The 23998-nt window shown below is 65.0% G+C and carries 28 protein-coding genes; 17 read left to right on the forward strand and 11 right to left on the reverse strand.

Annotated elements, in window-relative coordinates; translation table 11 throughout:
- Positions 1 to 64: 64 nt before the first annotated feature.
- Positions 65 to 2161, reverse strand: coding sequence for a S9 family peptidase (locus ACLI1C_RS06330; RefSeq protein WP_411398241.1), 2097 nt, complete (start codon positions 2159 to 2161; stop codon positions 65 to 67).
- Positions 2162 to 2375: 214 nt separating this feature from the next.
- Between ACLI1C_RS06330 and mbhE the strand changes: the two genes are divergently transcribed.
- The 10 genes from mbhE to ACLI1C_RS06380 all read left to right on the forward strand — a co-directional run bounded on the left by mbhE (position 2376) and on the right by ACLI1C_RS06380 (position 9774).
- A complete protein-coding gene (gene mbhE, locus ACLI1C_RS06335; RefSeq protein WP_411396022.1) occupies positions 2376 to 4718 on the forward strand; it encodes a hydrogen gas-evolving membrane-bound hydrogenase subunit E in 2343 nt (780 codons plus the stop codon).
- Positions 4715 to 5140 carry an MnhB domain-containing protein gene (locus ACLI1C_RS06340; protein WP_411396023.1) on the forward strand — a complete coding sequence of 142 codons (426 nt, stop codon included), beginning with the start codon at positions 4715 to 4717 and terminating at the stop codon, positions 5138 to 5140. Before mbhE ends, ACLI1C_RS06340 begins: the two co-directional genes overlap by 4 nt.
- The gene (locus tag ACLI1C_RS06345) at positions 5140 to 5517 is read left to right on the forward strand and encodes a Na+/H+ antiporter subunit C (protein WP_411396024.1); all 378 of its coding nucleotides are present in this window, start codon (positions 5140 to 5142) and stop codon (positions 5515 to 5517) included. Before ACLI1C_RS06340 ends, ACLI1C_RS06345 begins: the two co-directional genes overlap by 1 nt.
- Position 5518: 1 nt before the next feature.
- Positions 5519 to 7072: a proton-conducting transporter membrane subunit gene (locus ACLI1C_RS06350; protein ID WP_411396026.1), complete on the forward strand. Its 1554-nt coding sequence runs from the start codon at positions 5519 to 5521 to the stop codon at positions 7070 to 7072.
- Positions 7069 to 7548: a Na+/H+ antiporter subunit E gene (locus tag ACLI1C_RS06355; RefSeq protein WP_411396027.1), complete on the forward strand. Its 480-nt coding sequence runs from the start codon at positions 7069 to 7071 to the stop codon at positions 7546 to 7548. Before ACLI1C_RS06350 ends, ACLI1C_RS06355 begins: the two co-directional genes overlap by 4 nt.
- Positions 7545 to 7844 (forward strand): cation:proton antiporter, encoded by a 300-nt coding sequence (locus ACLI1C_RS06360; protein ID WP_411396028.1) that lies wholly within the window; start codon positions 7545 to 7547, stop codon positions 7842 to 7844. Before ACLI1C_RS06355 ends, ACLI1C_RS06360 begins: the two co-directional genes overlap by 4 nt.
- Positions 7844 to 8197: a monovalent cation/H(+) antiporter subunit G gene (mnhG, locus tag ACLI1C_RS06365; protein WP_411398242.1), complete on the forward strand. Its 354-nt coding sequence runs from the start codon at positions 7844 to 7846 to the stop codon at positions 8195 to 8197. Before ACLI1C_RS06360 ends, mnhG begins: the two co-directional genes overlap by 1 nt.
- A 121-nt stretch (positions 8198 to 8318) precedes the next feature.
- Positions 8319 to 8741, forward strand: a complete 423-nt coding sequence (locus tag ACLI1C_RS06370) for a MucR family transcriptional regulator (RefSeq protein WP_411396029.1) — start codon at positions 8319 to 8321, stop codon at positions 8739 to 8741.
- 165 nt (positions 8742 to 8906) lie between these two features.
- A complete protein-coding gene (locus tag ACLI1C_RS06375) occupies positions 8907 to 9284 on the forward strand; it encodes a helix-turn-helix domain-containing protein (protein ID WP_411396030.1) in 378 nt (125 codons plus the stop codon).
- On the forward strand, positions 9274 to 9774 hold the full coding sequence (locus ACLI1C_RS06380; RefSeq protein WP_411396031.1) for a DUF6456 domain-containing protein: 501 nt from the start codon (positions 9274 to 9276) through the stop codon (positions 9772 to 9774). Before ACLI1C_RS06375 ends, ACLI1C_RS06380 begins: the two co-directional genes overlap by 11 nt.
- A gap of 4 nt (positions 9775 to 9778) precedes the next feature.
- Here the strand turns inward: ACLI1C_RS06380 and ACLI1C_RS06385 are convergent, their stop codons facing one another.
- Together ACLI1C_RS06385 and ACLI1C_RS06390 are read right to left on the reverse strand one after the other, a co-directional pair.
- Positions 9779 to 10204: a SufE family protein gene (locus tag ACLI1C_RS06385; RefSeq protein WP_411396032.1), complete on the reverse strand. Its 426-nt coding sequence runs from the start codon at positions 10202 to 10204 to the stop codon at positions 9779 to 9781.
- Positions 10205 to 10372: 168 nt separating this feature from the next.
- Positions 10373 to 10666, reverse strand: coding sequence for a hypothetical protein (locus tag ACLI1C_RS06390; protein ID WP_411396033.1), 294 nt, complete (start codon positions 10664 to 10666; stop codon positions 10373 to 10375).
- A gap of 382 nt (positions 10667 to 11048) precedes the next feature.
- Here ACLI1C_RS06390 and ACLI1C_RS06395 point away from each other — a divergent pair, with 382 nt between their 5' ends.
- The 3 genes from ACLI1C_RS06395 to ACLI1C_RS06405 are packed head-to-tail and all read left to right on the forward strand — an operon-like array spanning position 11049 to position 14328.
- Positions 11049 to 12818 carry a PAS domain-containing sensor histidine kinase gene (locus ACLI1C_RS06395; RefSeq protein ID WP_411396035.1) on the forward strand — a complete coding sequence of 590 codons (1770 nt, stop codon included), beginning with the start codon at positions 11049 to 11051 and terminating at the stop codon, positions 12816 to 12818.
- Positions 12815 to 13996 (forward strand): peptidoglycan-binding protein, encoded by a 1182-nt coding sequence (locus ACLI1C_RS06400; RefSeq protein ID WP_411396037.1) that lies wholly within the window; start codon positions 12815 to 12817, stop codon positions 13994 to 13996. Before ACLI1C_RS06395 ends, ACLI1C_RS06400 begins: the two co-directional genes overlap by 4 nt.
- On the forward strand, positions 13996 to 14328 hold the full coding sequence (locus ACLI1C_RS06405) for a DUF1491 family protein (protein WP_411396038.1): 333 nt from the start codon (positions 13996 to 13998) through the stop codon (positions 14326 to 14328). Before ACLI1C_RS06400 ends, ACLI1C_RS06405 begins: the two co-directional genes overlap by 1 nt.
- Here ACLI1C_RS06405 and ACLI1C_RS06410 read toward each other — a convergent pair.
- Positions 14325 to 15473, reverse strand: coding sequence for a DUF2336 domain-containing protein (locus ACLI1C_RS06410; RefSeq protein WP_411396039.1), 1149 nt, complete (start codon positions 15471 to 15473; stop codon positions 14325 to 14327). The two genes, ACLI1C_RS06405 and ACLI1C_RS06410, sit on opposite strands and share 4 nt — an antisense overlap.
- 200 nt (positions 15474 to 15673) lie before the next feature.
- Between ACLI1C_RS06410 and ACLI1C_RS06415 the strand changes: the two genes are divergently transcribed.
- Together ACLI1C_RS06415 and ACLI1C_RS06420 are read left to right on the forward strand one after the other, a co-directional pair.
- Positions 15674 to 15844 carry a hypothetical protein gene (locus ACLI1C_RS06415; RefSeq protein ID WP_411396040.1) on the forward strand — a complete coding sequence of 57 codons (171 nt, stop codon included), beginning with the start codon at positions 15674 to 15676 and terminating at the stop codon, positions 15842 to 15844.
- 1 nt (position 15845) lies between these two features.
- The gene (locus tag ACLI1C_RS06420; protein WP_411396042.1) at positions 15846 to 16655 is read left to right on the forward strand and encodes a hypothetical protein; all 810 of its coding nucleotides are present in this window, start codon (positions 15846 to 15848) and stop codon (positions 16653 to 16655) included.
- 17 nt (positions 16656 to 16672) lie between these two features.
- Here ACLI1C_RS06420 and chrA read toward each other — a convergent pair whose 3' ends face one another.
- Together chrA and ACLI1C_RS06430 are read right to left on the reverse strand one after the other, a co-directional pair.
- Positions 16673 to 18073 (reverse strand): chromate efflux transporter, encoded by a 1401-nt coding sequence (chrA, locus tag ACLI1C_RS06425; RefSeq protein ID WP_411396043.1) that lies wholly within the window; start codon positions 18071 to 18073, stop codon positions 16673 to 16675.
- A 3-nt stretch (positions 18074 to 18076) separates the two neighbouring features.
- Complete coding sequence (locus tag ACLI1C_RS06430; RefSeq protein ID WP_411396044.1) at positions 18077 to 18895, reverse strand: chromate resistance protein ChrB domain-containing protein; 819 nt, start codon at positions 18893 to 18895, stop codon at positions 18077 to 18079.
- Positions 18896 to 19077: 182 nt separating this feature from the next.
- Between ACLI1C_RS06430 and ACLI1C_RS06435 the strand changes: the two genes are divergently transcribed.
- Entirely contained in the window at positions 19078 to 20364 is a 1287-nt protein-coding gene (locus ACLI1C_RS06435) for an MFS transporter (protein WP_411396045.1), read from the forward strand.
- A 26-nt stretch (positions 20365 to 20390) separates the two neighbouring features.
- On the opposite strand, the gene ACLI1C_RS06440 is transcribed toward ACLI1C_RS06435, so the two are convergent.
- Positions 20391 to 21746: an HD-GYP domain-containing protein gene (locus ACLI1C_RS06440; RefSeq protein ID WP_411396046.1), complete on the reverse strand. Its 1356-nt coding sequence runs from the start codon at positions 21744 to 21746 to the stop codon at positions 20391 to 20393.
- A 143-nt stretch (positions 21747 to 21889) separates the two neighbouring features.
- Here ACLI1C_RS06440 and ACLI1C_RS06445 point away from each other — a divergent pair, with 143 nt between their 5' ends.
- On the forward strand, positions 21890 to 22117 hold the full coding sequence (locus ACLI1C_RS06445) for a hypothetical protein (RefSeq protein WP_411396047.1): 228 nt from the start codon (positions 21890 to 21892) through the stop codon (positions 22115 to 22117).
- A 9-nt stretch (positions 22118 to 22126) separates the two neighbouring features.
- Here the strand turns inward: ACLI1C_RS06445 and ACLI1C_RS06450 are convergent, their stop codons facing one another.
- From ACLI1C_RS06450 to ACLI1C_RS06465, 4 genes are all read right to left on the reverse strand, one after another.
- Complete coding sequence (locus ACLI1C_RS06450; protein ID WP_411396048.1) at positions 22127 to 22672, reverse strand: hypothetical protein; 546 nt, start codon at positions 22670 to 22672, stop codon at positions 22127 to 22129.
- Positions 22669 to 23241 (reverse strand): DUF1214 domain-containing protein, encoded by a 573-nt coding sequence (locus ACLI1C_RS06455; RefSeq protein WP_411396049.1) that lies wholly within the window; start codon positions 23239 to 23241, stop codon positions 22669 to 22671. Before ACLI1C_RS06455 ends, ACLI1C_RS06450 begins: the two co-directional genes overlap by 4 nt.
- Positions 23242 to 23352: 111 nt before the next feature.
- A complete protein-coding gene (locus ACLI1C_RS06460) occupies positions 23353 to 23694 on the reverse strand; it encodes a helix-turn-helix transcriptional regulator (protein WP_411396050.1) in 342 nt (113 codons plus the stop codon).
- A 12-nt stretch (positions 23695 to 23706) separates the two neighbouring features.
- Positions 23707 to 23955, reverse strand: a complete 249-nt coding sequence (locus ACLI1C_RS06465; RefSeq protein ID WP_411396051.1) for a type II toxin-antitoxin system RelE family toxin — start codon at positions 23953 to 23955, stop codon at positions 23707 to 23709.
- Between the last annotated feature and the right edge of the window lie 43 nt (positions 23956 to 23998).

The raw sequence follows: 23998 nt of genomic DNA on the forward strand, positions 1-23998 counted from the left end.
GGTTTCTGGATTGGACGCTGGGTGAATTCGGCACTGGTATAGGCCGATTATGACGGCAGAACAATCAGTTGGACGGAAATGATCCTTCCAGACCGACCGCATTGAGCGCAAAGGCGTAGCACATGGCTGTTTCCTTGAGCCGGTCGAAACGACCCGACGCGCCGCCATGGCCGGCGCCCATATTGGTGCGCAGGTACAATGGAGCATCCCCGCTCTTGGTTGCGCGAAGCCGGGCGACCCACTTGGCAGGCTCCCAATAGGTCACGCGCGGATCGGTGAGACCGGCCAGCGCGAAGATCGGCGGATAGGGCTTGGCGGCAACCTGCTCATAGGGCGCATAGGCGGCGATACGCGCATAGTCCTCGGCCGAGGCCAGGGGATTGCCCCATTCGGGCCATTCCGGCGGGGTGAGCGGCAGCGTCTCATCGAGCATGGTGTTGAGCACGTCCACGAACGGCACCTGGGCGAGAATGCCGGCCCAAAGGTCGGGCCGGAGGTTGGCGACGGCGCCCATCAGCATGCCGCCGGCCGAGCCGCCCTGCGCCACGATACGGTTGCGAGCGGTATAGCCCTGCTCGATCAGCATTTCCGCGGCAGCGATGAAATCGGTGAAGGTATTGGTCTTGTGCTCGCGGCGCCCCTGCACGTACCAGCGATAGCCCTTTTCCATGCCGCCCCGGATATGGGCCGTGGCATGCACGAAGCCGCGATCGACCAGCGACAGGGCGGAGATCGAGAAGGCCGCGGGCATGGACATGCCATAGGCGCCATAGCCATAGAGCAGGGTCGGCGCGGAGCCGTCGAGCACCAGACCCTTGCGATAGAGCAGGGTCACCGGGACCAGTTCGCCATCGGGCGCGGTGGCAAAGAGCCGGCGCGTCTCGTAGTCGTCGGGATTGTGGCCGGAGGGCACTTCCTGCTCCTTGAGCAGGGTGCGCGTGCCGGTCTCGAGATCCATGTCATAGGTGCGCGACGGCGTGGTGGGCGAGGAATAGGTGAGGCGGAAGACCGAGGTGTCGAACTCGTAGCCGACCGACATGCCCAGGCTATAGGCTTCCTCGTCGAAGCCGACGGTCTCCTCCTTGCCGGTCCGCAGGTCGCGCACGACGATGCGCGGCAGGCCCTCGTGGCGTTCGAGGCGCAGCAGGTGGTTCCTGATCACGATCGTGTCGAGGATCAGCACGCCCTGGCTGTGCGGGACGAGGTCGGTCCAGTTCTCGGCGCCAGGATTGTCGACCGGGGCGGTGACGACCTTGAAGTCCTCGGCGCCATCGGCATTGGTGCGGATGTAGAGAAGGCCATCACGCTCGTCGATGTCATATTCCCGGTCCGTCAACCGGGGCGCGACCAGGCGCGGCGCGCCGCCCGTTTCGGCGTCGATCAGCCAGCATTCGCTGGTCTGGTGGTCATGCGCGTCGATGACGATGAACCTGTCGCTCAGAGTGCGGCCGACGCCGACGAAGAAGCCGGGATCGGCCTCCTCGAAGATGATCGGGTCACTGGCCTGATCGGTGCCTATCGTGTGCAGGCGCACGCGGTAGGGCCGGTGATTGTCGTCATACTCGGTATAGTAGATGGCGCTGGAATCATTGCTCCAGACATAGGAGCCGGCCGTTTCGGTGATGACTTCGGCGCTGTCCTTGCCAGTATCGAGATCGCGGATGACGATGTCATAATATTCCGAACCGGCGCGGTCGGCGGCCCAGGCGAGGTAACGGTGGCTGCGGTCATGCTCGGCGCCGGCAAAGCCGAAATAGTCCTCGCCCGCTTCCACATTGCAGTCGAGCAGCACGGTTTCGGGGCCGCCCTCGCGGGCGGTGCGGACGATCTGGGGATACTGCTTGCCCTCGAGCATGCGCGAATTATAGGCGAAGGGCCCATCGGGGGAGGGGATGCCGCTGTCGTCTTCCTTTATGCGGCCGCGGATCTCCTTGTAGAGGGTCTCCTGCAGCGCCTCGGTCGGCTTGCCGAACTCGGCTTCGAAATAGGCATTCTCAGCCTCGAGATAGTCGCGGATTTCCGCGTCCAGCGTCTCGGGCTTCTGCATCACCTCCTGCCAGTTATGCGCGCGCAGCCAGTGGTAGGGATCCTCACGCCTGATGTCGTGAAACGTGGCGGAGTGCGGCTTGCGGGCGGCGACAGGCGGCATGGGCTTGGTCATGGCAGGTCCGGACAGGGTGGGCTTACTCACATAGGGCGCGCCTTGCGGCAAAGGAAGGGCCGAATGCATGCGGGCTCCCGGCCCCGTGCACGAATGCGGGACAAACCCGCGCACCACCCCGTTTTGGCTTGTCCCGGGGGGATCAATCGTTAAGGTCTTGCCGCAAGTCGACGACAAGAATCGGTGCAGGGAGTATTGGCGTTTGGGGTTGGGTATGGATGCAAGCATAGCGCTGGTGGCGATCGCGCCATTTGTTGCGGCTCTGCTGGCGCCGCTGGCCCAGCGACTGACCAAGCCTTTTGCCGGCTGGGTTCTTGCTGCGGTTCCGCTGGCCATCTTCGCCTTTCTGCTGACCCTGGTCGAGCCCGTGATCGCCAATGGCGCCGTCTCGGCCAGCATCGGCTGGGTGCCGGCCTATGACCTCAACCTGTCCTTCTTTGTCGACGGGCTCAGCCTCACTTTCGCGCTGACCATTTCCGGCATCGGTGCGCTGATCGTGCTCTATTCGGGGGCCTATCTCAAAGGTCATCCCCATCTTGGGCGGTTCCTCGGCTTCCTGCTGGCCTTCATGGGCGCCATGCTGGGGCTGGTGCTGGCCGACAACATGCTGGCGCTGTTCATGTTCTGGGAGCTGACCTCGGTCACGTCCTTCCTGCTGATCGGCTTTGACCATACGCGGCAGGCCTCGCGCCGGGGCGCCATCCAGGCGCTGGTGATCACCAATATCGGCGGCATGGGCCTTTTGGTCGGAGCCCTACTGGTGCACCACCTCACCGGTACGTGGGAGCTCAGCGCGCTGGGCGACGAAGTGCGCGGCAGCGGCCTTTATGGCCTCGTGCTGTTTGCCTTCCTCTGCGCCGCCTTCACCAAATCGGCCCAGGTGCCGTTCCACTTCTGGCTGCCCAATGCCATGGAGGCGCCGACCCCGGTCTCGGCTTTCCTGCATTCCGCCACCATGGTGCAGGGCGGCGTTTACCTTCTGGCGCGGACCACGCCCTGGCTGGGCGGCACCGAGGCCTGGACGCTTATCCTGGTCTGCTTCGGCGGCGCCACATTGCTCTGGGGCGCGCTGGGCGCCCTGCGCCAGACCGACCTCAAGCAGATGCTGGCGCAGACCACCATTGCCTCGCTAGGCCTGTCCGTGCTGCTGATCGGCCTCGGCACCGAGGCTGCCATCGCCGCCATGGCGCTCTACTTCGTCGCCCACGCGCTCTACAAGGCCGGGCTCTTCATGGTGGTGGGCGCCATCGACCACGAGGCCGGCACGCGGGACATCACCGTGCTCGGCGGGCTGGCCGACAAGATGCCAGTGACCTTTATCGGCGCGGCCCTGGCGAGCCTGGCCATGATCGGCCTGCCGCTGACACTGGGCTATTTCGCCAAGGAAGAAATGTATCTGGGCCTGCTGGCCTGGACCTGGTCCGATATCGTGGTGCTGGTGGTGCTGGTCGCGGGCAATGCCATGCTGGCCGGTGTCGCCATGCTGGTCATGGTCAAGCCGTTTCTCGGCCCTGTGCTGCCGACGCCCAAATCGCCGCATGAGGCGCCGCTGGCCATGCTGGCCGGCCCCATCCTGCTGGGCGTCTGCAGCATCGTCTTTTCGGTGCTGACCGAGGATCTGGGCAAGTACCTGCTGGTGCCCGCCGCCTCCGCAATTCTGGATCATCCGGTGACGAGCCATCTGACGCTGGCCATCAATCCCGCCAGCCCGCTGCTGTGGCTGTCCATTGCGACCTGGGGCCTCGGCCTTCTGGTCTATCGCCAGGCCGCGACGCTGCGCACCCTGTTGCGGCGCGCCGAGGCCGCGCTCGGCTGGACCGCCGACAATCTCTTCGACGTGGTGATGTTCGGGCTGATCCGCTTCTCGGCCGGGGTAACGCGGCTGCTGCATCACGGGCGGCTGGAGATCTATCTGGTCACCGTCTTCGGAGCCCTGGCGCTGGCGCTGACCCTGCCGATGCTGCTGCTGGGTGGCTATGATGTGCTGCTGCCGACCGCCGAACTGGGCAACTGGTCGGATGTGTTAAGCTGGCCGGACCTGCGGATCTATGAGTGGGGCGTCGTTCTCTTGGCGCTGGTCGGGCTGGGCTCGGTGCTGCTGGCGCCCAACCGGCTCGTCGCCATCATGGCGCTGGGCATCCAGGGCACGGCCGTGGCGTTGATCTTCCTGCTGTTCGGCGCGCCGGACCTGGCCTTCACCCAGTTCATGGTTGAAATCCTCTCGGTGGTGATCCTGGCGCTGGTCATGACGCGCCTGCGCCTCGACGAGCGCGACCACCGCCCGCTGGAGGACCTGGCACGCGATGGCACGCTGGCTTTGGTGTGCGGCGTTGGCGTCAGCCTGCTGCTGATGGTGGTACTGACCGGAACGCTCGACAAGCGCCTCTCCGATCTCTTCACCGCCACCAGCGTGCCGATTGCCCACGGCGCCAACATCGTCAATGTGATCCTGGTGGACTATCGCGGCTTCGATACGCTGGGTGAGATTGCCGTGGTGATGGGGGCCGGCATGGCCATCATGGCCCTGCTGCGGCGCCGGAAGAAGGCCACGTCATGAACACCATCATCTTCCGCACCATCGCGCCGCTGATCGTGGCCATCATGCTGGTCTTCTCGGTCTATGTCTGTCTGCGCGGCCACAACGAGCCCGGCGGTGGCTTTATCGGTGGCCTCATCGCCGCCTCGGCGATCGCCATTCTGGGAACCGCGATCGGTCCCGCCGCGGCGCGCCGGGCGCTGCATATCGACCCGATGAACATTGCCGGTTTCGGCGTTTTCATGGCCGCCTTTTCCGGCCTGCTGTCGCTGTTCACCGGCTCGCCCTTCATGACCAGCATCTGGCTCTATCTCAACTTGGGCGACACCACTGTGCCGCTCTCCACCCCGATGGTCTTCGATATCGGGGTGTTCCTCGTGGTGTTCGGCACCATTGCGGCGATTGCGCTGGGGCTCGAAGGCGATGGGGGGGAGCGGTCCTGATGGATTATGTTCTCGCCGCTCTCATCGGCTGTTTCATCGCCCTCGGCGTCTATCTGCTGCTGTCCCGCTCGGTGATCCGCATGCTGCTGGGCATGACGATTTTCGGCAATGGCGTGAACCTCTTGATCTTCACGGCAGGGCGGCTGACGCGCGAAGTCGCGCCGATCATCCCGTCCGGCCTCGACCAGCCCGAAGGCGTCATCGCCAATCCGCTGCCGCAGGCCCTTATCCTGACAGCTATCGTCATCGGCTTTGCCATGTTCAGCTTCCTGCTGGTGCTGGCCTTCCGCGCCTATCAGAGCCTGGATGCCGACGACACCGACACAATGCGCGTCGCCGAGCCGGTAGACGAGCCCAACCCGCCATTGAGCTACTGACATGGATGAGCTGGTGCTTCCTCCCGCGATGATCGAGACAATAACTGCGGCGGCCGACTGGGTCATCGTGTTGCCCGTGGTGCTGTCGCTGATGGGTGCGGCCATGGCGCTGATGCTGCGCAAGGCCGGCAGCCTGTCCTTCATGCTCGCCGCCCTGGTGATCTGTGCGGTCATCGCCTGTGACATCGCCCTGCTGCTGCGCGTGCTGGAATCCGGACCGGTCAGCATGACCATGGGCAAATGGCTGCCGCCTTTCGGCATCAGCCTGGCCGCCGACCTGTTCAGCGCCGCCTTTGCGCTGGCGGCGGCCGTCGTGACCCTGGTGGTGCTGATCTATGCCGAGGGTGAGAGCGGCAGGGATGAGCGGGATGGCTTTCATGCCATGGTGCTGCTGTTGCTGGCAGGCGTTACCGGCTCGTTTTTGACCGGCGACCTGTTCAATCTCTATGTCTGGTTCGAGGTGATGCTGATCGCGTCGTTCGGGCTGATGGTATTGGGTGGAAAGCCCATCCAGCTTGACGGTGCGGTCAAATACGGCTTCCTGAACTTCCTCGCCACGACGCTGTTCCTGCTGGCGCTTGGGCTGCTTTATGGCCTGCTCGGCACGCTCAATATGGCGGACGTCATGCGCGTCGCGCCGGCAGCAAATCCGGCAGCAATGGCCGGTGTTGCTGCACTCCTGCTGCTGGCTTTCTCCATGAAAGCTGCTGCCTTTCCGGTCAACGCCTGGCTGCCGGCCTCCTACCACACTCCGCCGGCCGCGGTTTCAGCCCTGTTCGCGGGGCTGCTGACCAAAGTCGGCGCCTATGCCCTGCTGCGGTCGCTGGTGGTGGTGCTGCCCGCCAGCCGCGACCTGCTTGAGCCGCTGCTGGTTGCCATCGCCGTCGGCACGCTGCTGATTGCGCCGCTCGGCGCCATTGCCGAAACCAACCTGCGCCGCGCCATCGGCTTTCTGGTCATCGGCGGCGTCGGCGCCATCCTGGCCGGCATAGCCGTGCCGTCGCAGGAAGGGATCGGCGGGGCAGGGCTCTATGTCTTCCACGCCATCCTGACCATGACGGCGCTCTACCTGGTGGCTGGCCTGATCGAGCGGGGCACGGGCGAGACTGATACCAGGCGGATGGGCGGACTCTATGCCGCCAGCGCACCGCTCTCGATCCTCTTCCTCGTGCTTATCCTCGCTACGGCCGGCGTGCCGCCGTTCCTGGGCTTCTGGCCCAAGCTCCTGCTGCTGCAGGCCGGTATCGGCGAGGGCGGATGGAGCGGCGGCCTGATCGTGGTCGCATTGCTGGTCAACGCCGTGCTGACGCTCATTGCCGGCTCGCGCCTGTGGGGCCATGTCTTCTGGCGCTCCGCGCCTGCAGACGGGAATGCGGCACCCCTGTTGCCGCAGACCTGGCAGCGCCTCGGCGCGACCGCCGTGCTGGTGAGCATGGTCCTCGCGGCGGGGCTCTGGCCGAATGGCCTGTTTGAAGGGCTCAATGCGGGCATTCCCGACATGATGGATCCGGCCCGCTACGTGGATGCGGTCGGGCTTGCGGGAGCTGCGCCATGAACCCGGCTTCAATCGTCATTGTCCTGGCAATCGTCTGGGGCGCCATCACCGGCACCTTCACCGGGCTGAACCTGTTGCTGGGTGCAGCCATCGGCGGTGTCGCCGTGCTGCTGCTGCGCAGCGCCTTTGCCCCGCCGCGCATCCTGCGCAAGATCGGCCAGATCGCGTCGCTGATCCTGCTCTTCCTCTATGAACTGGCGGCCAGCGCGGTGCGCGTCGCCATCGTCGTGCTGACGCCGAGCATGAAGGCAGACCTGCGGCCGGCCATCATAGCCTTTCCCCTTACGGTGAAATCGGATGCCGAAATCACCCTGCTGGCCAACCTCATCACCCTGACGCCGGGCACGCTGAGCATCGATGTCAGCGAAGACCGCTCGGTGCTCTTTGTCCATGTGTTGACGCTGAGCACGCGCGAGGCGCTGATCGCCGACATTGCCGGAGGTTTTGAAGCCAAGGTACGGGAGATCTATTCATGACGCCCGCCGACGCCCTCTCACTGGCGACGCTTGTCGCGCTGATCCTGCTCGGACTGGCTTTGCTGATCGCGGCGATCCGCATCGTCATCGGACCCACGCTGGCGGACCGTGTGCTGGCCCTGGACCTGCTGACCGTGGTTGCCATGGGCTTTGTCGGGGCCATCGCCATCCGCACCGGGCTCATGCTCTATCTCGATATTGCCATTGCGCTGGCGCTGCTCGGGTTTCTGGCGACCGTGGCACTGGCGCGCTACATCCTGTCCCGGGTCAGCGCCGCAGAAAGGGACGGATCATGATGATCACAGATATCCTGATCTATGCTGGTTGCGTGTTCCTGCTACTGGGGGCGGCCTTCAGTCTGGTCGCGGCGATCGGCGTCCTGCGGCTGCCCGATCTCTATACGCGCATGCATGCTGCCTCGAAGGCCGGCGCGGTGGGTGGCGGGCTGATTTTGCTTGCAGTGGCATTGGTTTGCTTCGACGCCGCCGTGGCCCTGCGGGCAGTAATAGGCGTCATATTTCTGTTGCTAACGACACCCTTGGCCGCTCACCTGCTGGCAAGAGCAAGTTACCGTGCTGCTAACCAGTCTCCCACAAATATGCTCATCGACGAACTAAAGTCTAAAAGAAGCCCAAGTTCTCCCGCATGACTAAACATGCTAGCAAGGTTCAATTGCTGCATATGGGTTGCGAAGGTTAATGAACAATCCTAACAAGGCATATGGTTGTGACTGCCCCTGTCGCTGCCAGATAAAAATGGAAGGTTGAAACATGAATGATACCACCGGCTCGGCGACCGGTTACGAGAGCGATCTGATCGAACTCAGTACCGAAATTGTCTCGGCCTATGTGAGCCATAATTCGGTGAGCGTGACCGATCTGCCCAAGCTGATCGCCGAAGTTCACGGAGCCTTGCGGGCCTTGCAGAATAACGAGGTCCAGGCTCCGGTTGAGGAACTCAAGCCGGCTGTTCCGATCCGCAAGTCCGTCGCGCCCGACTACATCATCTGCCTCGAAGACGGCAAGAAGTTCAAGTCGCTGAAGCGCCACCTGCGCACGCACTACAATCTCTCGCCGGAAGAATACCGCGAGAAGTGGGGCCTGCCTGCCGACTACCCGATGGTTGCCCCGAGCTATTCGGCCACCCGCTCGAAGCTGGCCAAGGATAACGGGCTCGGCCGCAAGGCTGCCTGACACACGACGAGACGTCGCGTCCCGATCGGGACCCCGGCGATAACCAAAATTCAAACGGCCGCTCGCAAGGCGGCCGTTTGAATTTTTATCAGCATACTTATCCCCCTCGCTCTTGCCTGCCTCAGTATGTAGGAATTAATTCCTGATACGCGAGGAGGCAGACCGATGCACCCTATTCCTTCCCCACTGTCGACCCACCGGGCGGTTCGTTGGCGCGGCGCCATCCACCGCAGTTGTGACGAAGCCATTATCCTGGTGGCTTTGCAGAAAAACGTGCCCATACGCATGCTTATGCACAATACGCGCTGCAGCCTGCCGGCAGCGCGGGCGCGGCAACTGGCCATGTATCTGTGCCATGTCGTGTTCGGGCGCACGCTGGCGGAGATCGGCGAGGCCTTCGGACGGGATAGGACAACAGTCTCACATGCCTGCGCCATCATCGAAGACATGCGCGACGATCCGCGCTTCGATGAGGAAGTCTGCGCCCTCGAAAGCCTGCTGGAGCAGGGCGGCGTGCCGTCGGAGGACAGCCATGCCCATTGAAAGGGGTGACGATTCCCTGACGCGGCTGGCCAGCCGCGGCGGCAAGCGGGAGGCGGCCTTCCTCGCGCCGCATCACCTGGCCGCGGCGGAGCGCCTCGAGAGGCTGATCCTGCGCGCGCAGCTGATGCCCCGCGTGACCATGTCCTACGACCCGACCCGGATCGGCGGCCGCAACGGGGCGGGCAATGACGCTCTGTCGGCCACCGAGGCATCGGCCGCCGCGCGCCAGAAACTGAACGCCCTGGCGGCCAACCTGCCATCGGACTGCTGGGGCGTGTTGTTCGACGTCTGCGGCCTGGGCAAGGGCCTGCAACTGGTCGAGACGGAACGGCGCTGGCCGCGACGCAGCGCCAAGCTCGTGCTGCGCATCGGGCTCGATCAGCTCGCCGGACAGTTCGGCCTGTCGCCTGAGGCGAAGGGCGCGGGCCATGGCGTCACCCGCAACTGGCTGGAGACAAGGCTGCCGCTGATCGCCGACGAATCGCCCTGACGGCTCAGCTCAGCGCCTTGCCCTCGGCGCGGATGCGGTTGACCATGGCGACGAGGCCATTGGAGCGCTGCATACCCAGATGCTCGCTGAGGCCGATCGTCTTGAACCAGGCGATGGCGTCGGTTTTGGCGATTTCCCTGGCCGGGCGGTCCGAATAAAGCGCGAGGAGCACCGCCACCAGACCCTTGGTGATGATGGCATCCGACTGGCCGGTGAAGTGCAGGACCGGCTGCTCGCCGGAGCGATCCGCGCTGGATACCAGCCAGACATTGGACACGCAGCCCTTGACCTTGTTCTCCGCGGTCTTGTCGGTCTCCGGGATCTCGGGCAGCGCCTGGCCGAGTTCGATGAGGTAATTGAGCCGATCCTCCCAATCGTCGAGGAAGGAGAGGTTTTCGGCAATGTCCTGGAAGGCTTGGGGCTCGCTCATGGGGACTATCTAGTCAAACCGCGTGGGCAATACCAGAGCAGGGCAGGGCAAAGAAAAACCGCAAGCACGGGGCAGCGTGCTTGCGGCAGGGGCCAGGGTCGCTGGAGCGTCGCTTGGGGAAGTGACGCGACCCTGGGGTCGAGTTCGGGGCCCGGGGCAGGGCGCCCGCTATCCCGCCCGGTCTGGCCTTGGTCGGGGTATGGGGGCCAGATTGATCGCCGGCTGCTCATGCATGGGTGTGCCGGCGGACGGGGAAGGCTGCAGCGCGGCGGCGGCAATCGCCTTGCCACCCACGCACTGGAAACTGTCGCATTCGATGTTCTGGATCTGCTCGGCAACCACCCGGCTGCCTGCCGCCATGGCCTGGGCCGAGAGCGCACCGGCATCGGGAAGATCGACGCCGGGCTTGATCACCATATAGGCGAGCGTCAGCCAGAAAACTGAGCGAACCACTGCAAACATTGTCATTCCCGAAAACTGCTGCAGGCCCGGTTCGACCTGCATGAGCCAGACTAGACGGGGTCTGTTAAACCGCTTTGGGACATTTCGATAAAATTTTAGGCAAATGCGACCCATCGCCGGCAGGCAGGGCAACGCCTTGTTTACGCTAACCCGAGAAAGGGGCCATCCGGGGCGTCCGGCAGGGTGGGACGGGGCCGGATTTAAGCTCGCCTTTAGCTCTTGGGTCGCAGGGTGGCTGCAACAAGACCTGATCCCGTTCAGGCGGAGTGCGGCCCCGGCCGCGCTTGTCGGAGCCCCCGGGCATCCGTGACTGCTGGCGTCGTGATAGTGAGTAATGCGTATGCGTAGCCTGTTCTCTTTCGGCGCAAGCAAAGAGATGTCGATGGCCATCGCTGGCGGTGGCCACCGGCCCGAAATGCTGCGCCGCAAGACGCTCGCCAACAATTCCCGCATCCTGATTCTGCTCAGCGCGCTGTGCATGCCGCTCGCCGTCTATCTGCTGGTCATCGGCAGCCCGTTCCCGCTGGCTATCGCGGCGCTGGGGCTTGGAGCCGGCATGACGACGCTGGCGCTGCATCAGCGCAAGCTGTTCGAGCAGGCCGCCGCCGGCCAGGTCTATGCCCTGCTGATCATCGGCGCGCTGCTGACGCTGGCGGACGCCCAGCTTGGCGATGCCGGGCTGGCCATAGCGGTCATGGCACCCATCATGGCGTCCCTGCTCGGCCAGCAGCAGCTGCGCCGCCAGAGCTGGATCATGCTCGCGGCCGTGCTCGGGCTTGCCATCCTCGCCAGCGCGCTCGCGCTGCCGCCCATTCCGGTCGCGGCCTCGACGCTGGTAGGCACCAGCATTGTCGGCTTCGCCATTGTCGCCTTCATCGTCCTGCACAGCGCCAACCGCATCAACGCGGCCTATGAAGTCTATGACAAGGCGCAGATGACGGCCTATCGGCACCTGATCGAGCATGTCCAGGATGGCGTGATCCGCTTTTCCAGCGATGGGCAGATCCTGCTCGCCTCGCGCTCGTCCGAACAGCTGTTCGGTTGCCAGCGCTACGAACTGTCGGGCTCGGCGCTGGGCGAACGCCTGCATGTGCTGGATCGCCCGGCCTACCTGACCGCCTTTGCCGATGCCAATCAGGGCGGCAAGTCGCGCACGATCGAGGTGCGGATGCGCCAGGACGATCCGCGCGCCATGACCAACCTGCCGCGGTTCATCTGGGTGGAAATCAGCCTGTCGCCGGTGATCGATCCCGAGACCGAGGGTCAGCGCCATGAAGTCGTGGCCCTGTTCCATGACATCACCCGGCGCAAGGACAATGAAATCGCCATGGCCGAGGCACGCCGCGCGGCGGAAGATGCCTCCGCGGCCAAGTCGCGCTTTCTCGCCACCATCGGGCATGAACTGCGCACGCCGCTCAATGCCGTGGTCGGCTTTTCCGAAATGATGACCAGCGATATCGGCGGCGAACTGTCGACGACTCATCGCGAATATGCCGGCCTGATTCACCAGAGCGGCAAGCATCTGCTCGAAGTGGTGCGCATGCTGCTGGACATGTCCAAGATCGAAGCCGGCAAGTTCGAGCTGCAGACCGAGCCTTTTGTCGCCGAAGACATGATCGCCCCCTGCTTCAGCATGGTGGACGCCATGGCCCAGGCGCAGGATGTGACGCTGGTGGCCGATATCGCCGGCCACCTGCCCATGCTGGTTGCCGACGAGCGCGCCTGCCGGCAGATCCTGCTCAACCTGCTCTCCAACGCGATCAAGTTCAGCTATCCGGGCGGCCGTGTTACAGTCAGCCTCAAGCGCCAGGGCCAGAGCCTCAACCTGTCGGTGAGCGACAATGGTGTCGGCATGGCGCCCGAATCGCTGAGCAGGATTGGCGAACCGTTTTTCCAGGCGCAGGATGGCCTGGCCCGCCGCTACGAAGGCACGGGGCTGGGTCTCTCCATCGTCAAGGGGCTGGTCGACCTGCACCAGGGCACGCTGCGGGCCATGTCGGAGATTGGAGCGGGGACAACCGTGACAGTTTTGCTGCCCATAAACGGTCCGGCAATAAAGAGCGAAGAAACTGCATCCGTAACACCCTTCCGTAGAGAGCCAGCCGCCGCTCCGATTCATTCATGGCAAGACGAAAAAAGAAAAGCGCAATGACGGCAACCACCTTCTCGCGCCTGCCCTTGCTGGCGGGCAGTGCTGCCGCGGCCTCACTTGGCCGCGCCGGCCTTTGGGCATTCTCGCGCTATATGCGGGCGCCACTGGCCTCGACGGGCCTGCTAGCCATGGTCACGCTGACGGCGATGGCTGCCAGCAATGCCCTCTATCTGCAGACGGCCCGGCATCCCGCGCCGTTCTTCATGCCGGCCACGGATATGCCCGTGCCCGTCGCGCAGCCGGCCGTCGCGCCAGCGCCCGTACCGGCGCCGACCCGACAGACCGCCGTGCTGCCGCCTGTGGCGAGCGAAACCACCGGCAGCGTTGCTACGGTGCCGGCGCCCGTGCCGGATGCGCCGGTGGGCAATAGCGATGCCTTTGCCGTGCAGAAGAAGCTGACCGAACTGGGTCTCTTCAACGGCACGGTCGATGGTTTCTATGGCCCGATGACCGCCGCAGCCATTCGCGCCTTCGAGACGCGCAACGGCATGGAGCCGACCGGGGCGATGAGCCGCGAAGTGATCGACGCCATCCTGCGCGCCGATGCAGCCGGCATGGTGCCCGCTACCCAGCAGGCCGCTGCCGTGCAGCCGGCTCCCGTGGTCCAGCCGGCGCCGCAGCCGGTTGCCGTGCAGCAGGTTGCGCCGCGTCCCGCGCCGCAGGGCGACATCCTCGTGGGTCGCGTGGCCGAGCTGTCGCCGGTCGACCAAGCGGTCGACACCATCGGCAATGCCGCGGCCCTCACCATCGATTCCATCGTTGCCGCCGTCGACGGCGGCCGCAACACCCCGCCGGCGCCAGCCACGAGGCCCGTCCCCGCCGTGCCGCTCGCCGCAGCGCCAACCCGCCAGCAGCCCATGCCGGCACCGGTCCAGGTGGCTTCGCTTGAGCCCATGGCGGCCCCGCGTGCCGCCAGCGAAGTGCAGGCAGGCCCGACGCCCGACCAGATGATGGCGGCCAGCACGGCGGTTGCCCCGGCCAATAATGTGCAGCTGGTCAGCCAGATCCAGCAGGGACTCGCCAGCCTGGGCTTCTATCACGGCTCGATCGACGGCCACCCCGGCGACGCCACGGCCAAGGCCATCCGCGAATTCGAGAACTTCCACAGCTACAAGGTCACCGGACAGGTGAAACCCGACCTGGTCGGCCTGTTGCGGCAGGCCGGCGCCGAGATCTAGTGAGCGCGCTGCGCAGCGATATCTGGTGCGGCGTCTTCGTGCGGCGCCACAACGACCTGGGCAATATGTGCGTGGTCGCGCGCCGCGGCGATCCGATCGCCGGCCAGGTCTTCATCGAGGTCGACCACCTCGACGGCACCCGCTCGCTGTTTACCCCAGCCCCCATGGCCGGCCGGCCCGACGATGCCAGGCTGGTGTTTCAACGCCGCTTCAGCCGCGTCGAGGCGGCCAAGGTCAGCGAACGCATTGCGCGGGAAATCGAGTTCGATCCAGATCTCTGGGTGCTCAGCCTCGACCTGCGCGGCGATGATGTGGGGATCGACCTCGCCTAGCTTGCGCGGCGGGCGCCGATGCGGGCCAGGGCCTCGATAGCCTGCTCGACCACCGGATTGTGCGCCGGCGCCAGCGTCTGCGAGGGCGTGCGGCGGCTGGCTTCGGTGAAGGGCTTGTATTCGGGCTTGTTGAGCTCGAGCAGGTTCACCTCGCCGCGCCAGGCGCTCATCAGATAGGCCATGGATTCCGGCGTGACATTGCCGAACAGCGTGGCGAAGTCGGCCAGCGCGCGCGAGCGGTCGCTATCATGGCTGGTGGCGTGGATCAGCACCTTGAGGCCTTCATAGGCACTGCAGCCAAAGGCACGCAGGATGACGAACAGGGCGGCGCCCGTGACGTCATGCGCAATCTGGCCGCAGCGCACTTCGTCGAGCCCGGTAATCTGCGACAGCAGCCGGGTGACTTCCGGGCGGCGGTTTTCCGAGAACAGCTTCATCAGCGCCTTGGTCAGCTCCGCATTGGCGACGGTCAGCTGCTCGATGGTCCGGCTGCTCGGCAGCTTGGGCGTCTCGCGATTGGTGAAGGCCTGGATGACCTTGACGCGGTGGTCGTCCGACAGGTCGAAGAAGGCGGGCGCCAGGAGGGCCGCGTCGAAATCGCTGCGCTGGGCCAGGGACTCGGCGACCATATGGTCCATCTGGGCGGAGCGGGCGAGGGCACTGAGATAGGCGCCGCGCGGCACGATCGCGGTATTGGCAGCCAGGGCGCGGTAGACCTTGCGCGAATTCATCTGGAAGAGCTTGGCCAGCACGACATTGGTGAGATCGTCGCGCGCCGCAATGGTGGCGGCGGCCGGTACGTCATAGCGGGCGATGATGTCGAGCATGGTGGGCTCGGACAGATCAGCCGCCCCGGCGAGAAAGCCGATGAGGTCCTCGCCGATATTGTCGACGACCAGCTGCTCGAGCGTCGGGGACAGCATTTCGGCACGGCCCAGGATGGCTGCGCCCTTGGCGCGGGCCTGCGGGCCGGCAATGGGGAACAGGCGCGAGGCCAGCGCTTCAAACTGTTCCATTTCGGGAGGCGTCGGCTTGCCGCGACGCGCATAGGCATCACAGGCCGCGATCAGCAAGGTATTCGTACGGTCGACGCCGCCTGTCTCGATGAGCAGTTGAAACGTCTCGTAGGGCTGAAAACCAAGCATGTGTCGGGGACCGTCATTCGGAATCGCATCACATTCGATGCATCGTCACTCTTGCCGCCAATTCGTTAGCAGACTGTTAACCTTGACGATCTCTTAATGCGGTCATGAGCAGGCAGCGCGAGGGGCGTCGCGCCGACTGATTTGTAACGCGAACCGTTGTCTCCATTGGGAATGGGGGAACGAGCAACCTGGAGGACAGCTTGGGAAAGCTCGTCAAGTTCGATCAGCGGCGAAAAGCCGACACACGTGGGGTGAAAACGCCCGGCGACGCCCAGATCCTGATGTTTACCGGGGTGCGTTATGAACGCCAGGCGCCGCAGCCGCCAACGACAAGGCTCGATCCGACACGGCCAAAGCGCAAGCGTGGATAGGATGTTTCGACTGGCCTCTGCGCTGGTGCTGGCCACGCTGCTTGCCGCCTGTTCGGCCGCCCGGCCGGTGGGTGATTTCGGCCGCGCTGCGCCCAGCTTTACCCATGACGTGGCCATGCCGGCCGCCGGCGACTTTCTTGCGCGCAATCGCAAGGAGCCGGTCTCCAATTTCAACAAGACCGACCAGGAAGAGGAGATGCATAACCGCGTCTGGCGCTTCCTCGTGGCCGCACACGCCAAGGACTGGGTGTTCGACTCCTCGGTGGAACTGCAGCGCACCCGCATCATCCCGCCGCGCAAGGACGAGCACTACACGGTCGAGCGCTACTATGCCTGGCTCAAGCGCACCGAATACCAGTCCTCGCGCACCCGCTACGCGACGGTGGGCCGCCATATAGCGGCGGATATAGATACACTGCCGGGCACATTCGCTGCGATCTGCGCGGTCATCGAGATCGATCGCCAGCGCGCCATCGCCTATGCCAGCCTGGGTCGCGACCTGCCGCCGGCCATGGGCGACAACCTAACCGCCCGCAAATACGAGAACGACGCCTTCATCGCCTGGTTCGTAAGGGCGCTGAACTATCGCCACGCCAGCTACGACTATGCGCTCGACAGCCTGCTGGTGGAGACGCCGCACGAACAGTCGCTGGCCGTGGACGAGGCGCTGCGACGCCTGTCAGTCTATGTGTCGCGCGCGGACCGCCACGACTTCTGCGGCGATGGCGACACGCGCCGGGGCGGGGCCAGTGTCGTGATCCCGTCCCGCTTCCAGCACACAGGTGATCAGGAAGTCGTGCTGCCGAAATAGGGCAGGGCCTTTGACAGTCAGAGAGACAGCCAGAGGACACCCGCGGCGGCGCAGCCGGCCAGCACCCAGATCGTGCCGATATTGAAGCGGAACACGGTTAGGACGGCCGCGGCGGTCAGCACCAAGGCCGCGACATTGAGCGAGGACCAGGCCGGGATGTCGAGGCTGAACCCCGGCCCTTGCCAGATGGTGATCTCGGCAAAGAGCGTGTGCAGCGCGAACCATACCGCCAGATTGGCAATGACACCGACCACGGCGGCGGTGACCGCCGAGAGGGCCCCGGTGAGCGCCACATTGCCCCGCAACTGCTCGATGAAGGGCGCGCCGAGGAAAATCCACAGGAAGCACGGCACGAAGGTGACCCAGGTGGTCAGGACTGCGCCCAGGGCCGCTGCAACCATGGGGTCGAGCGCGCCCGGGTCGCGATAGGCACCAAGGAAGCCGACAAACTGCACCACCATGATCAATGGTCCGGGCGTGGTTTCGGCCATGCCCAGCCCGTCGAGCATTTCCCCGGGCCTCAGCCAGCCATAGTTCTGCACGGCCTCCTGCGCCACATAGGCCAGCACGGCATAGGCGCCGCCGAAGGTGACGACCGCCATCTGGCTGAAGAAGACGGCGATCTGGCTGAACACGTTTTCCGGTCCGAGCAGGACGACCAGCGCCAGCACCGGAACCAGCCACAGCGCCAGCAGCACACCTGACGTCCAGAGCGACCAGCGCAGGTTGGGCCGGGCATGGGCAGGGGTCGTCTCGCCCAGCAGCGACTGAGCATCCTCAAAGACCGGTCCCTTGGCAGCGCCATGCCCACCACCGACGCGGAACAGCGGCGAGCCGACACGCCCGCCGCCATAGCCGACCAGCGCGGCGGCCAGGATGATGAGGGGGAACGGAATGTCGAAGGCGAAGATGGCGAGGAAGGCCGCCACGGCAATGCCAATCATCACCGGGTTCTTGAGGGCCCGCTTGCCGATGCGCACCACGGCCTGCAGCACAATGGCCAGCACGGCCGCCTTGAGGCCGAAGAACAGCCCGGCAATCAGGTCGAGATGACCCAGCCCGACATAGAGAAAACTGAGCGCTAGGATGGACAGGAAACCCGGCAGGATGAACAGCAGCCCGGCGACGATGCCGCCCCTGGTCTTGTGCAGCAGCCAGCCAAGATAGACCGCCAGTTGCTGCGCCTCGGGACCGGGCAGCAGCATGCAATAGTTGAGGGCATGCAGGAACCGGTGCTCGCCTATCCAGCGCTTCTCCTCGACCAGGATGCGATGCATCACCGCGATCTGCCCGGCGGGACCGCCAAAGCTCAGGGCAGCGACCCGCGCCCAGACCTTCACGGCTTCCGAGAACGGGATGGTGACGCCGGGCTGATAGGCTTCCGCACGAGGCGCAGTGGTGGGTAAGACGTCAGACATTGGTCAGCTCCTCGCCTTGCCCGAGGGCCAGTTGTGGCTCTCTTCGCTCGCATCGCGCGCCCAGCGATAAAACGCATCATAGAGGGTCATGCCGGCCTCAAGCTGCTCGAGGTCGTCCGCATACATGCGCGACAGGCCCAGGGAAGCAGCCAGCAGTCCCGCCGCCTCCGGCGCCAGGTCGTGCCGGGACGTATCGGCGCCGCGCACAATGGTGGCCAGCCGCTGCAGGGCGTCGGAGGCCAGACCGAATTCGGCGATCATCACGTCGAAGGTGCACAACTCGCCGCGATGGCTCCAATAGACATCGTCGATATCGAAGGGCGTGCCCCCGAAGCGCTCGGCGACGGCGGCCACTTCGGACGGCGTGACGAAGAGGAATGCCGCATCGGGGTCGACGAACCGGCGGATCAGCCATGGGCAGGCGATGCGGTCCACCTTGGGCCGGGCGCGCGTGACCCAGACGGTCCGTCCGTCGCTGTCGCGCGGCGGTATGGCGGCCTCTGGAACGACGGGCCTGCCGGCCGCGACCCAGCCGGCATAACCGCCCTCCAGCACTTCCGCTGCAATGCCTTCATGCCTGAGCCAGGCGGCGACGCCTTCACTGAGCTGGTGGCCATGCTGGCAGATGACAACGGCAGCCGAACCCCGGAAGGGCCCGATCCACTCGGCCACGGCCTCGTGCGACCGGCGCACGGCACCGGGAATATGCCGCGGATCGGCTGCAAAAACCTCTGAAGTGCGAACGTCGATCAGGCGGGGCAATCGGGGTGTGCCGACAAGGCGATGAAGCTTGTCGACCGAAATCGTGGTGGTCGAAGACATGGCGCGTCCCTGCAATAGGTGTTGTACGGACGCGATGCTTTGGCTGGCGCCTCATGGGGAGATCGCAATCCCCATGGCGGCATTGTCCCCGGGGCAGGGCGGAAGTCAAGCCGCCGTGCAACGCTGGCCGGCGCTTGACAGCGCGTGCGCATTCAAACTAGTACATTCAACGAATTTGTTGAATGATGCGGGTCGCGGCTGACATGACGGCACACGAGCACCGGTTCGGCATTGCCGAGAACCGGGGACAATTCAGCCATCAACTGGTGCAGGTCCTGCTGGTCGGCTTTGCCATCGGCATGACCCGCACGGTCGTGCCGGCGCTGGCCGAGAGCGAATTCGGCGTGGCGCGCGGCTCCTTCGTGCTGCTCTCGGCCTTCGTGGTCGCCTTCGGCGTGGTCAAGGGCGTGCTCAACTTCGTCGCCGGGCGCCTCTCGGAGCGGATCGGGCGCAAGAAGGTGCTGGTGCTGGGCTGGATCGTGGCCCTGCCGATCCCCTTTCTCATCGCCTTCGCGCCGAACTGGAACTGGATCGTGGCAGCCACGGTGCTGCTGGGGATCAACCAGGGCCTGTGCTGGTCGATGACGCAGACATCCAAGCTCGACCTGACCCGCCCCACCCAGCGGGGCGTGACCATCGGGCTCAACGAGTTTTCCGGATATATCGGCGTGGCGCTTGCCGGCATCATCACCAGCTATGCGGCAACGCTGATGGGGCCGCGCGAGGGGCTGCTGACCTTCGGCATATTGGTGATCGCAGCGGGCCTGATCCTGTCGTCGCTCTTCGTGCGCGATACGCTGCCCTGGGCGCACAGTGAAAGCCGCAACCACCTGGCCAATGGCAATGCCGAGAAGGCGCTCTCGACCTGGGATATCTTCGCACTGATGACCTGGAGGGACCGCCGGCTCGCGGCCATTTCCCAGGCCGGGCTGGTGGAAAAATTCGTCGATGCGCTGGTCTGGGTGATCTACCCGGTCTTCCTGTTCGACCGGGGGCTGACCCTGCCGGAGGTCGGCTGGGTCGTGGGCATGTATGGCATGGTGTGGGGCGGCTCGCAGCTCGTGACCGGCCGGCTGTCGGACAAGGTTGGGCGGCGCTGGCCCAATGTCTCGGGCATGTGGATCTGCGGCGCCGGCGTCGCCATGATGATGCTGGGCGAGGGCATGGCCTGGTGGTCGCTGTCAGCGGCCGTGTCGGGCCTCGGCATGGCGCTGCTCTATCCCAACCTCTCCGCAGCCGTGGCCGATATCGCATCGCCCACCTGGCGTGGCTCGGCGATCGGCATCTACCGGTTCTGGCGCGACCTGGGCTATGCCATCGGAGCCCTGGGCTTTGCTCTGGCGGCCCATTTTACCGGCCAGATCGAGGCAGCGTTCTGGTTCGTGGCGCTTGCCATGTTCGCCTCGGGCGGGCTGCTGTTCGCCTGGGGGGAAGAAACCCATCCGGCCCTGGCGGCCAAGCGCCGGTGAGCGCCTGCCAGCCCGTGCGCGCGAGGTCAGGCGGCGGCGCTCTGCATGCGGGCGAAACCGCGTTGCAGGGCGGCAAAGCAGCGGGGGTCGATCGCGGTTTCTAGATCGCGCTGCATGATGTCGAAGGCCGCCGAGACCGGCATGGCCGCCCGATAGGGGCGGTCGGCCGTCAGGGCGTCGAAAATGTCGGCGGTGGTGACGATGCGGGTATCGAGATCGATATGAGCCGCCTTCAGCCCCTGCGGATAGCCCTTGCCATCAAGACGCTCGTGATGATCCCCGGCAATGCGGGCCATGTCCTGGAAGGCGACGATCTTGGACAGGATGGTCCGGCCCAAGGCGGGGTGGCGCTTGATGGAAAGCCACTCTGCGTCGTCCGGCTTGCCGGGCTTGTCCAGCACCTGGTTGGAGACCCCGAGCTTGCCGATATCGTGCAGCAGGGCCGCCCGCCTGATCCAGCGGCGACGCTCCGGCGCGTAGCCGAGCTCCTCGGCGATGAGATCGGCAAACAGGGCCACCCGGTCGCTGTGCCCGGCTGTAAACGGGCTCTTGGCGTCGACCACCTGGGCAAAGCCGGCCGCGATATCGTCGAGATAATCCTCGTCGACCTGGCGCGTCAGGGTGCGCGGCTCGATGTCGATGACGTTTTGCGGCAGGTCATTGGCCAGCAGGGCGGCCCAGAAGTGATGATCGTCGGCGAAACTCTCCAGCACGGCGACGAGCTGCGGGTCGAACCAGCGGCCGGCGCGTGAACGCACTTCGGCCAGCGCGGCTTCGGCGCCGCCGCGGATGAAAAAGACATCGGCCACCTGCGCCAGCAGGGCGATACGTGAGAACAGCGCGATATCCGTGCCGGCGAGGCCCAGCGGCTGCCCCTTGCCGTTCCAGTGCTCGTCGAGGTCCAGAATGCCCCGCGCCACATCTTCGGAGAACCGCATGCTGCGCGCGATCTCGGCGCCGCGCTGGCACCGCGTCTCGATCAGTTCGCGGGCGATCTCCCCGCCATTGCGGGCGATGTTGATCATGGTCTGCAGCCGCTCGACGATGCCGGATTTCCGCGCCGTATGGGCGAGCAGGAAGCGCAGGATTTCGGGCAGGCCCTCCTCGACGGACTTGAAGTCCGCCTTGAACGCCAGGTCGTCAGCCAGATAGAGGCTGCACAGGCGGGCGGCATTCGAGCTGCAGCCGATATCCTTGAGCAGCAGCGTATAATAGAGGTCGGACAGCGCCTCTGGTTCAAGACCCAGGCGCATGCCGACATGCATGCCGATCCAGCAGCAGCGCAGGCTGTGGCCCAGCGGCTGGCCCTCGGTGATGTCGAGCGCGAAGCTCAATGCGCCCACCACCTCGGACAGGTGGATCGAGCCCGGTGCTGCAGTCATGGCCGTCTCCTATCCTACTGACGATAAATCGAATTTCTTAAGGAAGGCTGGCGGAATAGCCGTGCTTTGCCCGGGCCCGAAATTGTTGGCAGGCGGTTTGTCGCAGGTGCAACTTCCGCACGCCCGGGCGCGTATCTGCCGTCATGACCGACCACGACGATGCCAGCCCAAGCAGTCAGCCCTATGAATTGTTCATGTTTGCCCGCAAGCATGGGCTGCCCTTGCACGCGGCAAGGGCAATCATCGACGAATATGGCTGTGATCGTGCCGGCGCGGACGCAGCCGCCATCGCCTATGAAGGCGATCGCTACATGCCAGAGCTCGCAGTCTTCCGGGCGCCGCAGGCAGGACCCGATTGCTCGTGTGGATGATGGCGGGTGCTAGCCGCGCGTACCGCAGGTGACCGCAGTCAGCGCTGTCTCGAAGCGCGCGCGCATGACCTGATGCGGCGGCGCCAGGCGGACCAGAATGAGCAGCTTGTCACTCGCCGACTCCACGACAAGCAGCCCCTCGGCGACATCAAGCTGCTGCTGGGCGAGCAGGCGGGTCTGCGCTGCATTGAAAATGCCCAGCTCCAGCGTCTGGCCGATGCCGTCGCGATTGGTGGTCGAATAGGTGACAATGCCCGATTGGTTGAACAGGGCGACCGACCAGAAGGCGTCGGGCAGGATGCCGCTGACATAAGCGGGGCCCTGGGCGAGGTCGACGCGGCACAGCCCGTAAACCAGCTCCGGATCGAGCCCCAGCGGATTGGGTTCTCCGGCCTGGACCGGTGGCAGGATGACCATGCGGTTATCGGCTTCCACCTCGGCCACCCGTGTCCAGAGTGACTGCTCGGCCAGGGCGGGCAGGGTGAGTATGACCACGATATGGATGATGCCGCCGAGCACGGCGCCGGCCAGCAGCCAGAGCAGGGGGCGGATCATGCGCAGCTCCCGCGAATGATGGCCGGCATCGACTCATCGCTGGAAAAGCCCGAGAACACGGCCGTGTCGTAGAGAGTCAGCACAAGCTTGAACGGACCTTCGCCGGTCAGTTCCAGCCAGTTCCACGGCATGAGGCGCGTGCCCACATTGATCGCGATGGCGCCGTCATCGCTGCGCACGATGGATGAGCTGCGCATGGCCGGCGCCGTATCCGGCGCAGCGATATTGGTGCCGGTTCCATCCAGCGCCACCAGCGTCCAGAAGCTCGCGACCGGCGTGCGACCGGCGACGCGGTAGGCACAGTCGCGCGTCAGGATCTCGCCGCTGCTATCGGTTGTCGCCGTGAATTGCAGGCCCTCTGCCTGGCCGAGTTCGAAGGCGGCCGTGCGCGCCAGATGGCCGCGCGTATAGGGGTTGGGTGCATTGGCGCCGACATCGGGCCAGGCATGCCAGGGCCCGACCTGGGCCACGCCGAACAGGCGTCCGTCGGTCAGCGCGTAATAGCTGAGCCCGAAGCCCACCCCCAGTGCTACGGCAATCATCATCAGCAGATAGATTACGAAGCGCACGGTTCAGCGGCTCAGTCGGGAAATCGGCATGGGCGACGGCAACCTGCGCGCTAGGAGTGGCTGGGCAAGGCTATAGCAAGGGGGGCAGGGGCACGGAAGGGCGAAGTGGGACTATACGAGGTCGTCGATGGTTACGCGCAGGGCGGCTGCGAGTTTGCGAACGGTCTCGATAGAGCCCGATTTGCGCCCAGCCTCAATATCGGCAATCTGGACACGATTGACCCCCGCGGCAGCGGCAAGGGCCGACTGGGTCATGCCGCGAAACTCCCGGTACACCCGCAATGGGCTCTCGCCGTCGAGCACGCGGTCGGCATATTCGGATGGGATGAGCTCTTCCTGTCCGGCGGCCATGTCAGCCTTGATGCGATCATAGGAGGCAGCGTCGGCCAGTGCTTCTGCAGCGCCAAGGAGGCGTTCATACTCCTCGCGCGGGATGGTGACCATCTCGTTCATAGCAAAACTCCCTTACTCGTAGACGCTGCCTCTCGGGCCTATCTCCAGGACTTCCAGAACAACGCCATCATCCATGATGACGCGCCAGTCGCCCACTCTCAACCTGATGCCAGCTCGGCCCTGCAATGCTTTGACATTGTTTGCCTGTGACGCGGGATTGGCGGCGTATTCGGCGATCTTGCCGCGAATGCGCGCTGCCGTGTTTTGCGGCAACCTGCGCAGCACGCGGATAGCGGCCCTAGTGTAGGAGATCTGCCTCACGCGAGGAAATGTAGCTTATGGCCACGATGTAGTCAATGGCTAC

Source organism: Devosia sp. XGJD_8, assembly GCF_046614475.1.
In the GTDB taxonomy this organism is placed as follows: Bacteria; Pseudomonadota; Alphaproteobacteria; order Rhizobiales; family Devosiaceae; genus Devosia.

Bases quoted from the DNA above. Each gene is read 5' to 3' on its own strand.
- ACLI1C_RS06430 (WP_411396044.1), bottom strand. From the start codon at position 18,895: ATGTCTTCGACCACCACGATTTCGGTCGACAAGCTTCATCGCCTTGTC.
- ACLI1C_RS06385 (WP_411396032.1), bottom strand. From the start codon at position 10,204: ATGAGCGAGCCCCAAGCCTTCCAGGACATTGCCGAAAACCTCTCCTTC.
- ACLI1C_RS06380 (WP_411396031.1), top strand. From the start codon at position 9,274: ATGCCCATTGAAAGGGGTGACGATTCCCTGACGCGGCTGGCCAGCCGC.
- ACLI1C_RS06460 (WP_411396050.1), bottom strand. From the start codon at position 23,694: ATGAACGAGATGGTCACCATCCCGCGCGAGGAGTATGAACGCCTCCTT.
- ACLI1C_RS06375 (WP_411396030.1), top strand. From the start codon at position 8,907: ATGCACCCTATTCCTTCCCCACTGTCGACCCACCGGGCGGTTCGTTGG.
- ACLI1C_RS06355 (WP_411396027.1), top strand. From the start codon at position 7,069: ATGAACCCGGCTTCAATCGTCATTGTCCTGGCAATCGTCTGGGGCGCC.
- ACLI1C_RS06410 (WP_411396039.1), bottom strand. From the start codon at position 15,473: ATGCTTGGTTTTCAGCCCTACGAGACGTTTCAACTGCTCATCGAGACA.
- ACLI1C_RS06330 (WP_411398241.1), bottom strand. From the start codon at position 2,161: ATGACCAAGCCCATGCCGCCTGTCGCCGCCCGCAAGCCGCACTCCGCC.
- chrA (WP_411396043.1), bottom strand. From the start codon at position 18,073: ATGTCTGACGTCTTACCCACCACTGCGCCTCGTGCGGAAGCCTATCAG.
- ACLI1C_RS06395 (WP_411396035.1), top strand. From the start codon at position 11,049: ATGGCCATCGCTGGCGGTGGCCACCGGCCCGAAATGCTGCGCCGCAAG.
- ACLI1C_RS06400 (WP_411396037.1), top strand. From the start codon at position 12,815: ATGACGGCAACCACCTTCTCGCGCCTGCCCTTGCTGGCGGGCAGTGCT.
- mnhG (WP_411398242.1), top strand. From the start codon at position 7,844: ATGATCACAGATATCCTGATCTATGCTGGTTGCGTGTTCCTGCTACTG.
- ACLI1C_RS06360 (WP_411396028.1), top strand. From the start codon at position 7,545: ATGACGCCCGCCGACGCCCTCTCACTGGCGACGCTTGTCGCGCTGATC.
- ACLI1C_RS06420 (WP_411396042.1), top strand. From the start codon at position 15,846: ATGTTTCGACTGGCCTCTGCGCTGGTGCTGGCCACGCTGCTTGCCGCC.
- ACLI1C_RS06435 (WP_411396045.1), top strand. From the start codon at position 19,078: ATGATGCGGGTCGCGGCTGACATGACGGCACACGAGCACCGGTTCGGC.
- ACLI1C_RS06350 (WP_411396026.1), top strand. From the start codon at position 5,519: ATGGATGAGCTGGTGCTTCCTCCCGCGATGATCGAGACAATAACTGCG.
- ACLI1C_RS06390 (WP_411396033.1), bottom strand. From the start codon at position 10,666: ATGTTTGCAGTGGTTCGCTCAGTTTTCTGGCTGACGCTCGCCTATATG.
- mbhE (WP_411396022.1), top strand. From the start codon at position 2,376: ATGGATGCAAGCATAGCGCTGGTGGCGATCGCGCCATTTGTTGCGGCT.
- ACLI1C_RS06345 (WP_411396024.1), top strand. From the start codon at position 5,140: ATGGATTATGTTCTCGCCGCTCTCATCGGCTGTTTCATCGCCCTCGGC.
- ACLI1C_RS06445 (WP_411396047.1), top strand. From the start codon at position 21,890: ATGACCGACCACGACGATGCCAGCCCAAGCAGTCAGCCCTATGAATTG.
- ACLI1C_RS06340 (WP_411396023.1), top strand. From the start codon at position 4,715: ATGAACACCATCATCTTCCGCACCATCGCGCCGCTGATCGTGGCCATC.
- ACLI1C_RS06450 (WP_411396048.1), bottom strand. From the start codon at position 22,672: ATGATCCGCCCCCTGCTCTGGCTGCTGGCCGGCGCCGTGCTCGGCGGC.
- ACLI1C_RS06440 (WP_411396046.1), bottom strand. From the start codon at position 21,746: ATGACTGCAGCACCGGGCTCGATCCACCTGTCCGAGGTGGTGGGCGCA.
- ACLI1C_RS06370 (WP_411396029.1), top strand. From the start codon at position 8,319: ATGAATGATACCACCGGCTCGGCGACCGGTTACGAGAGCGATCTGATC.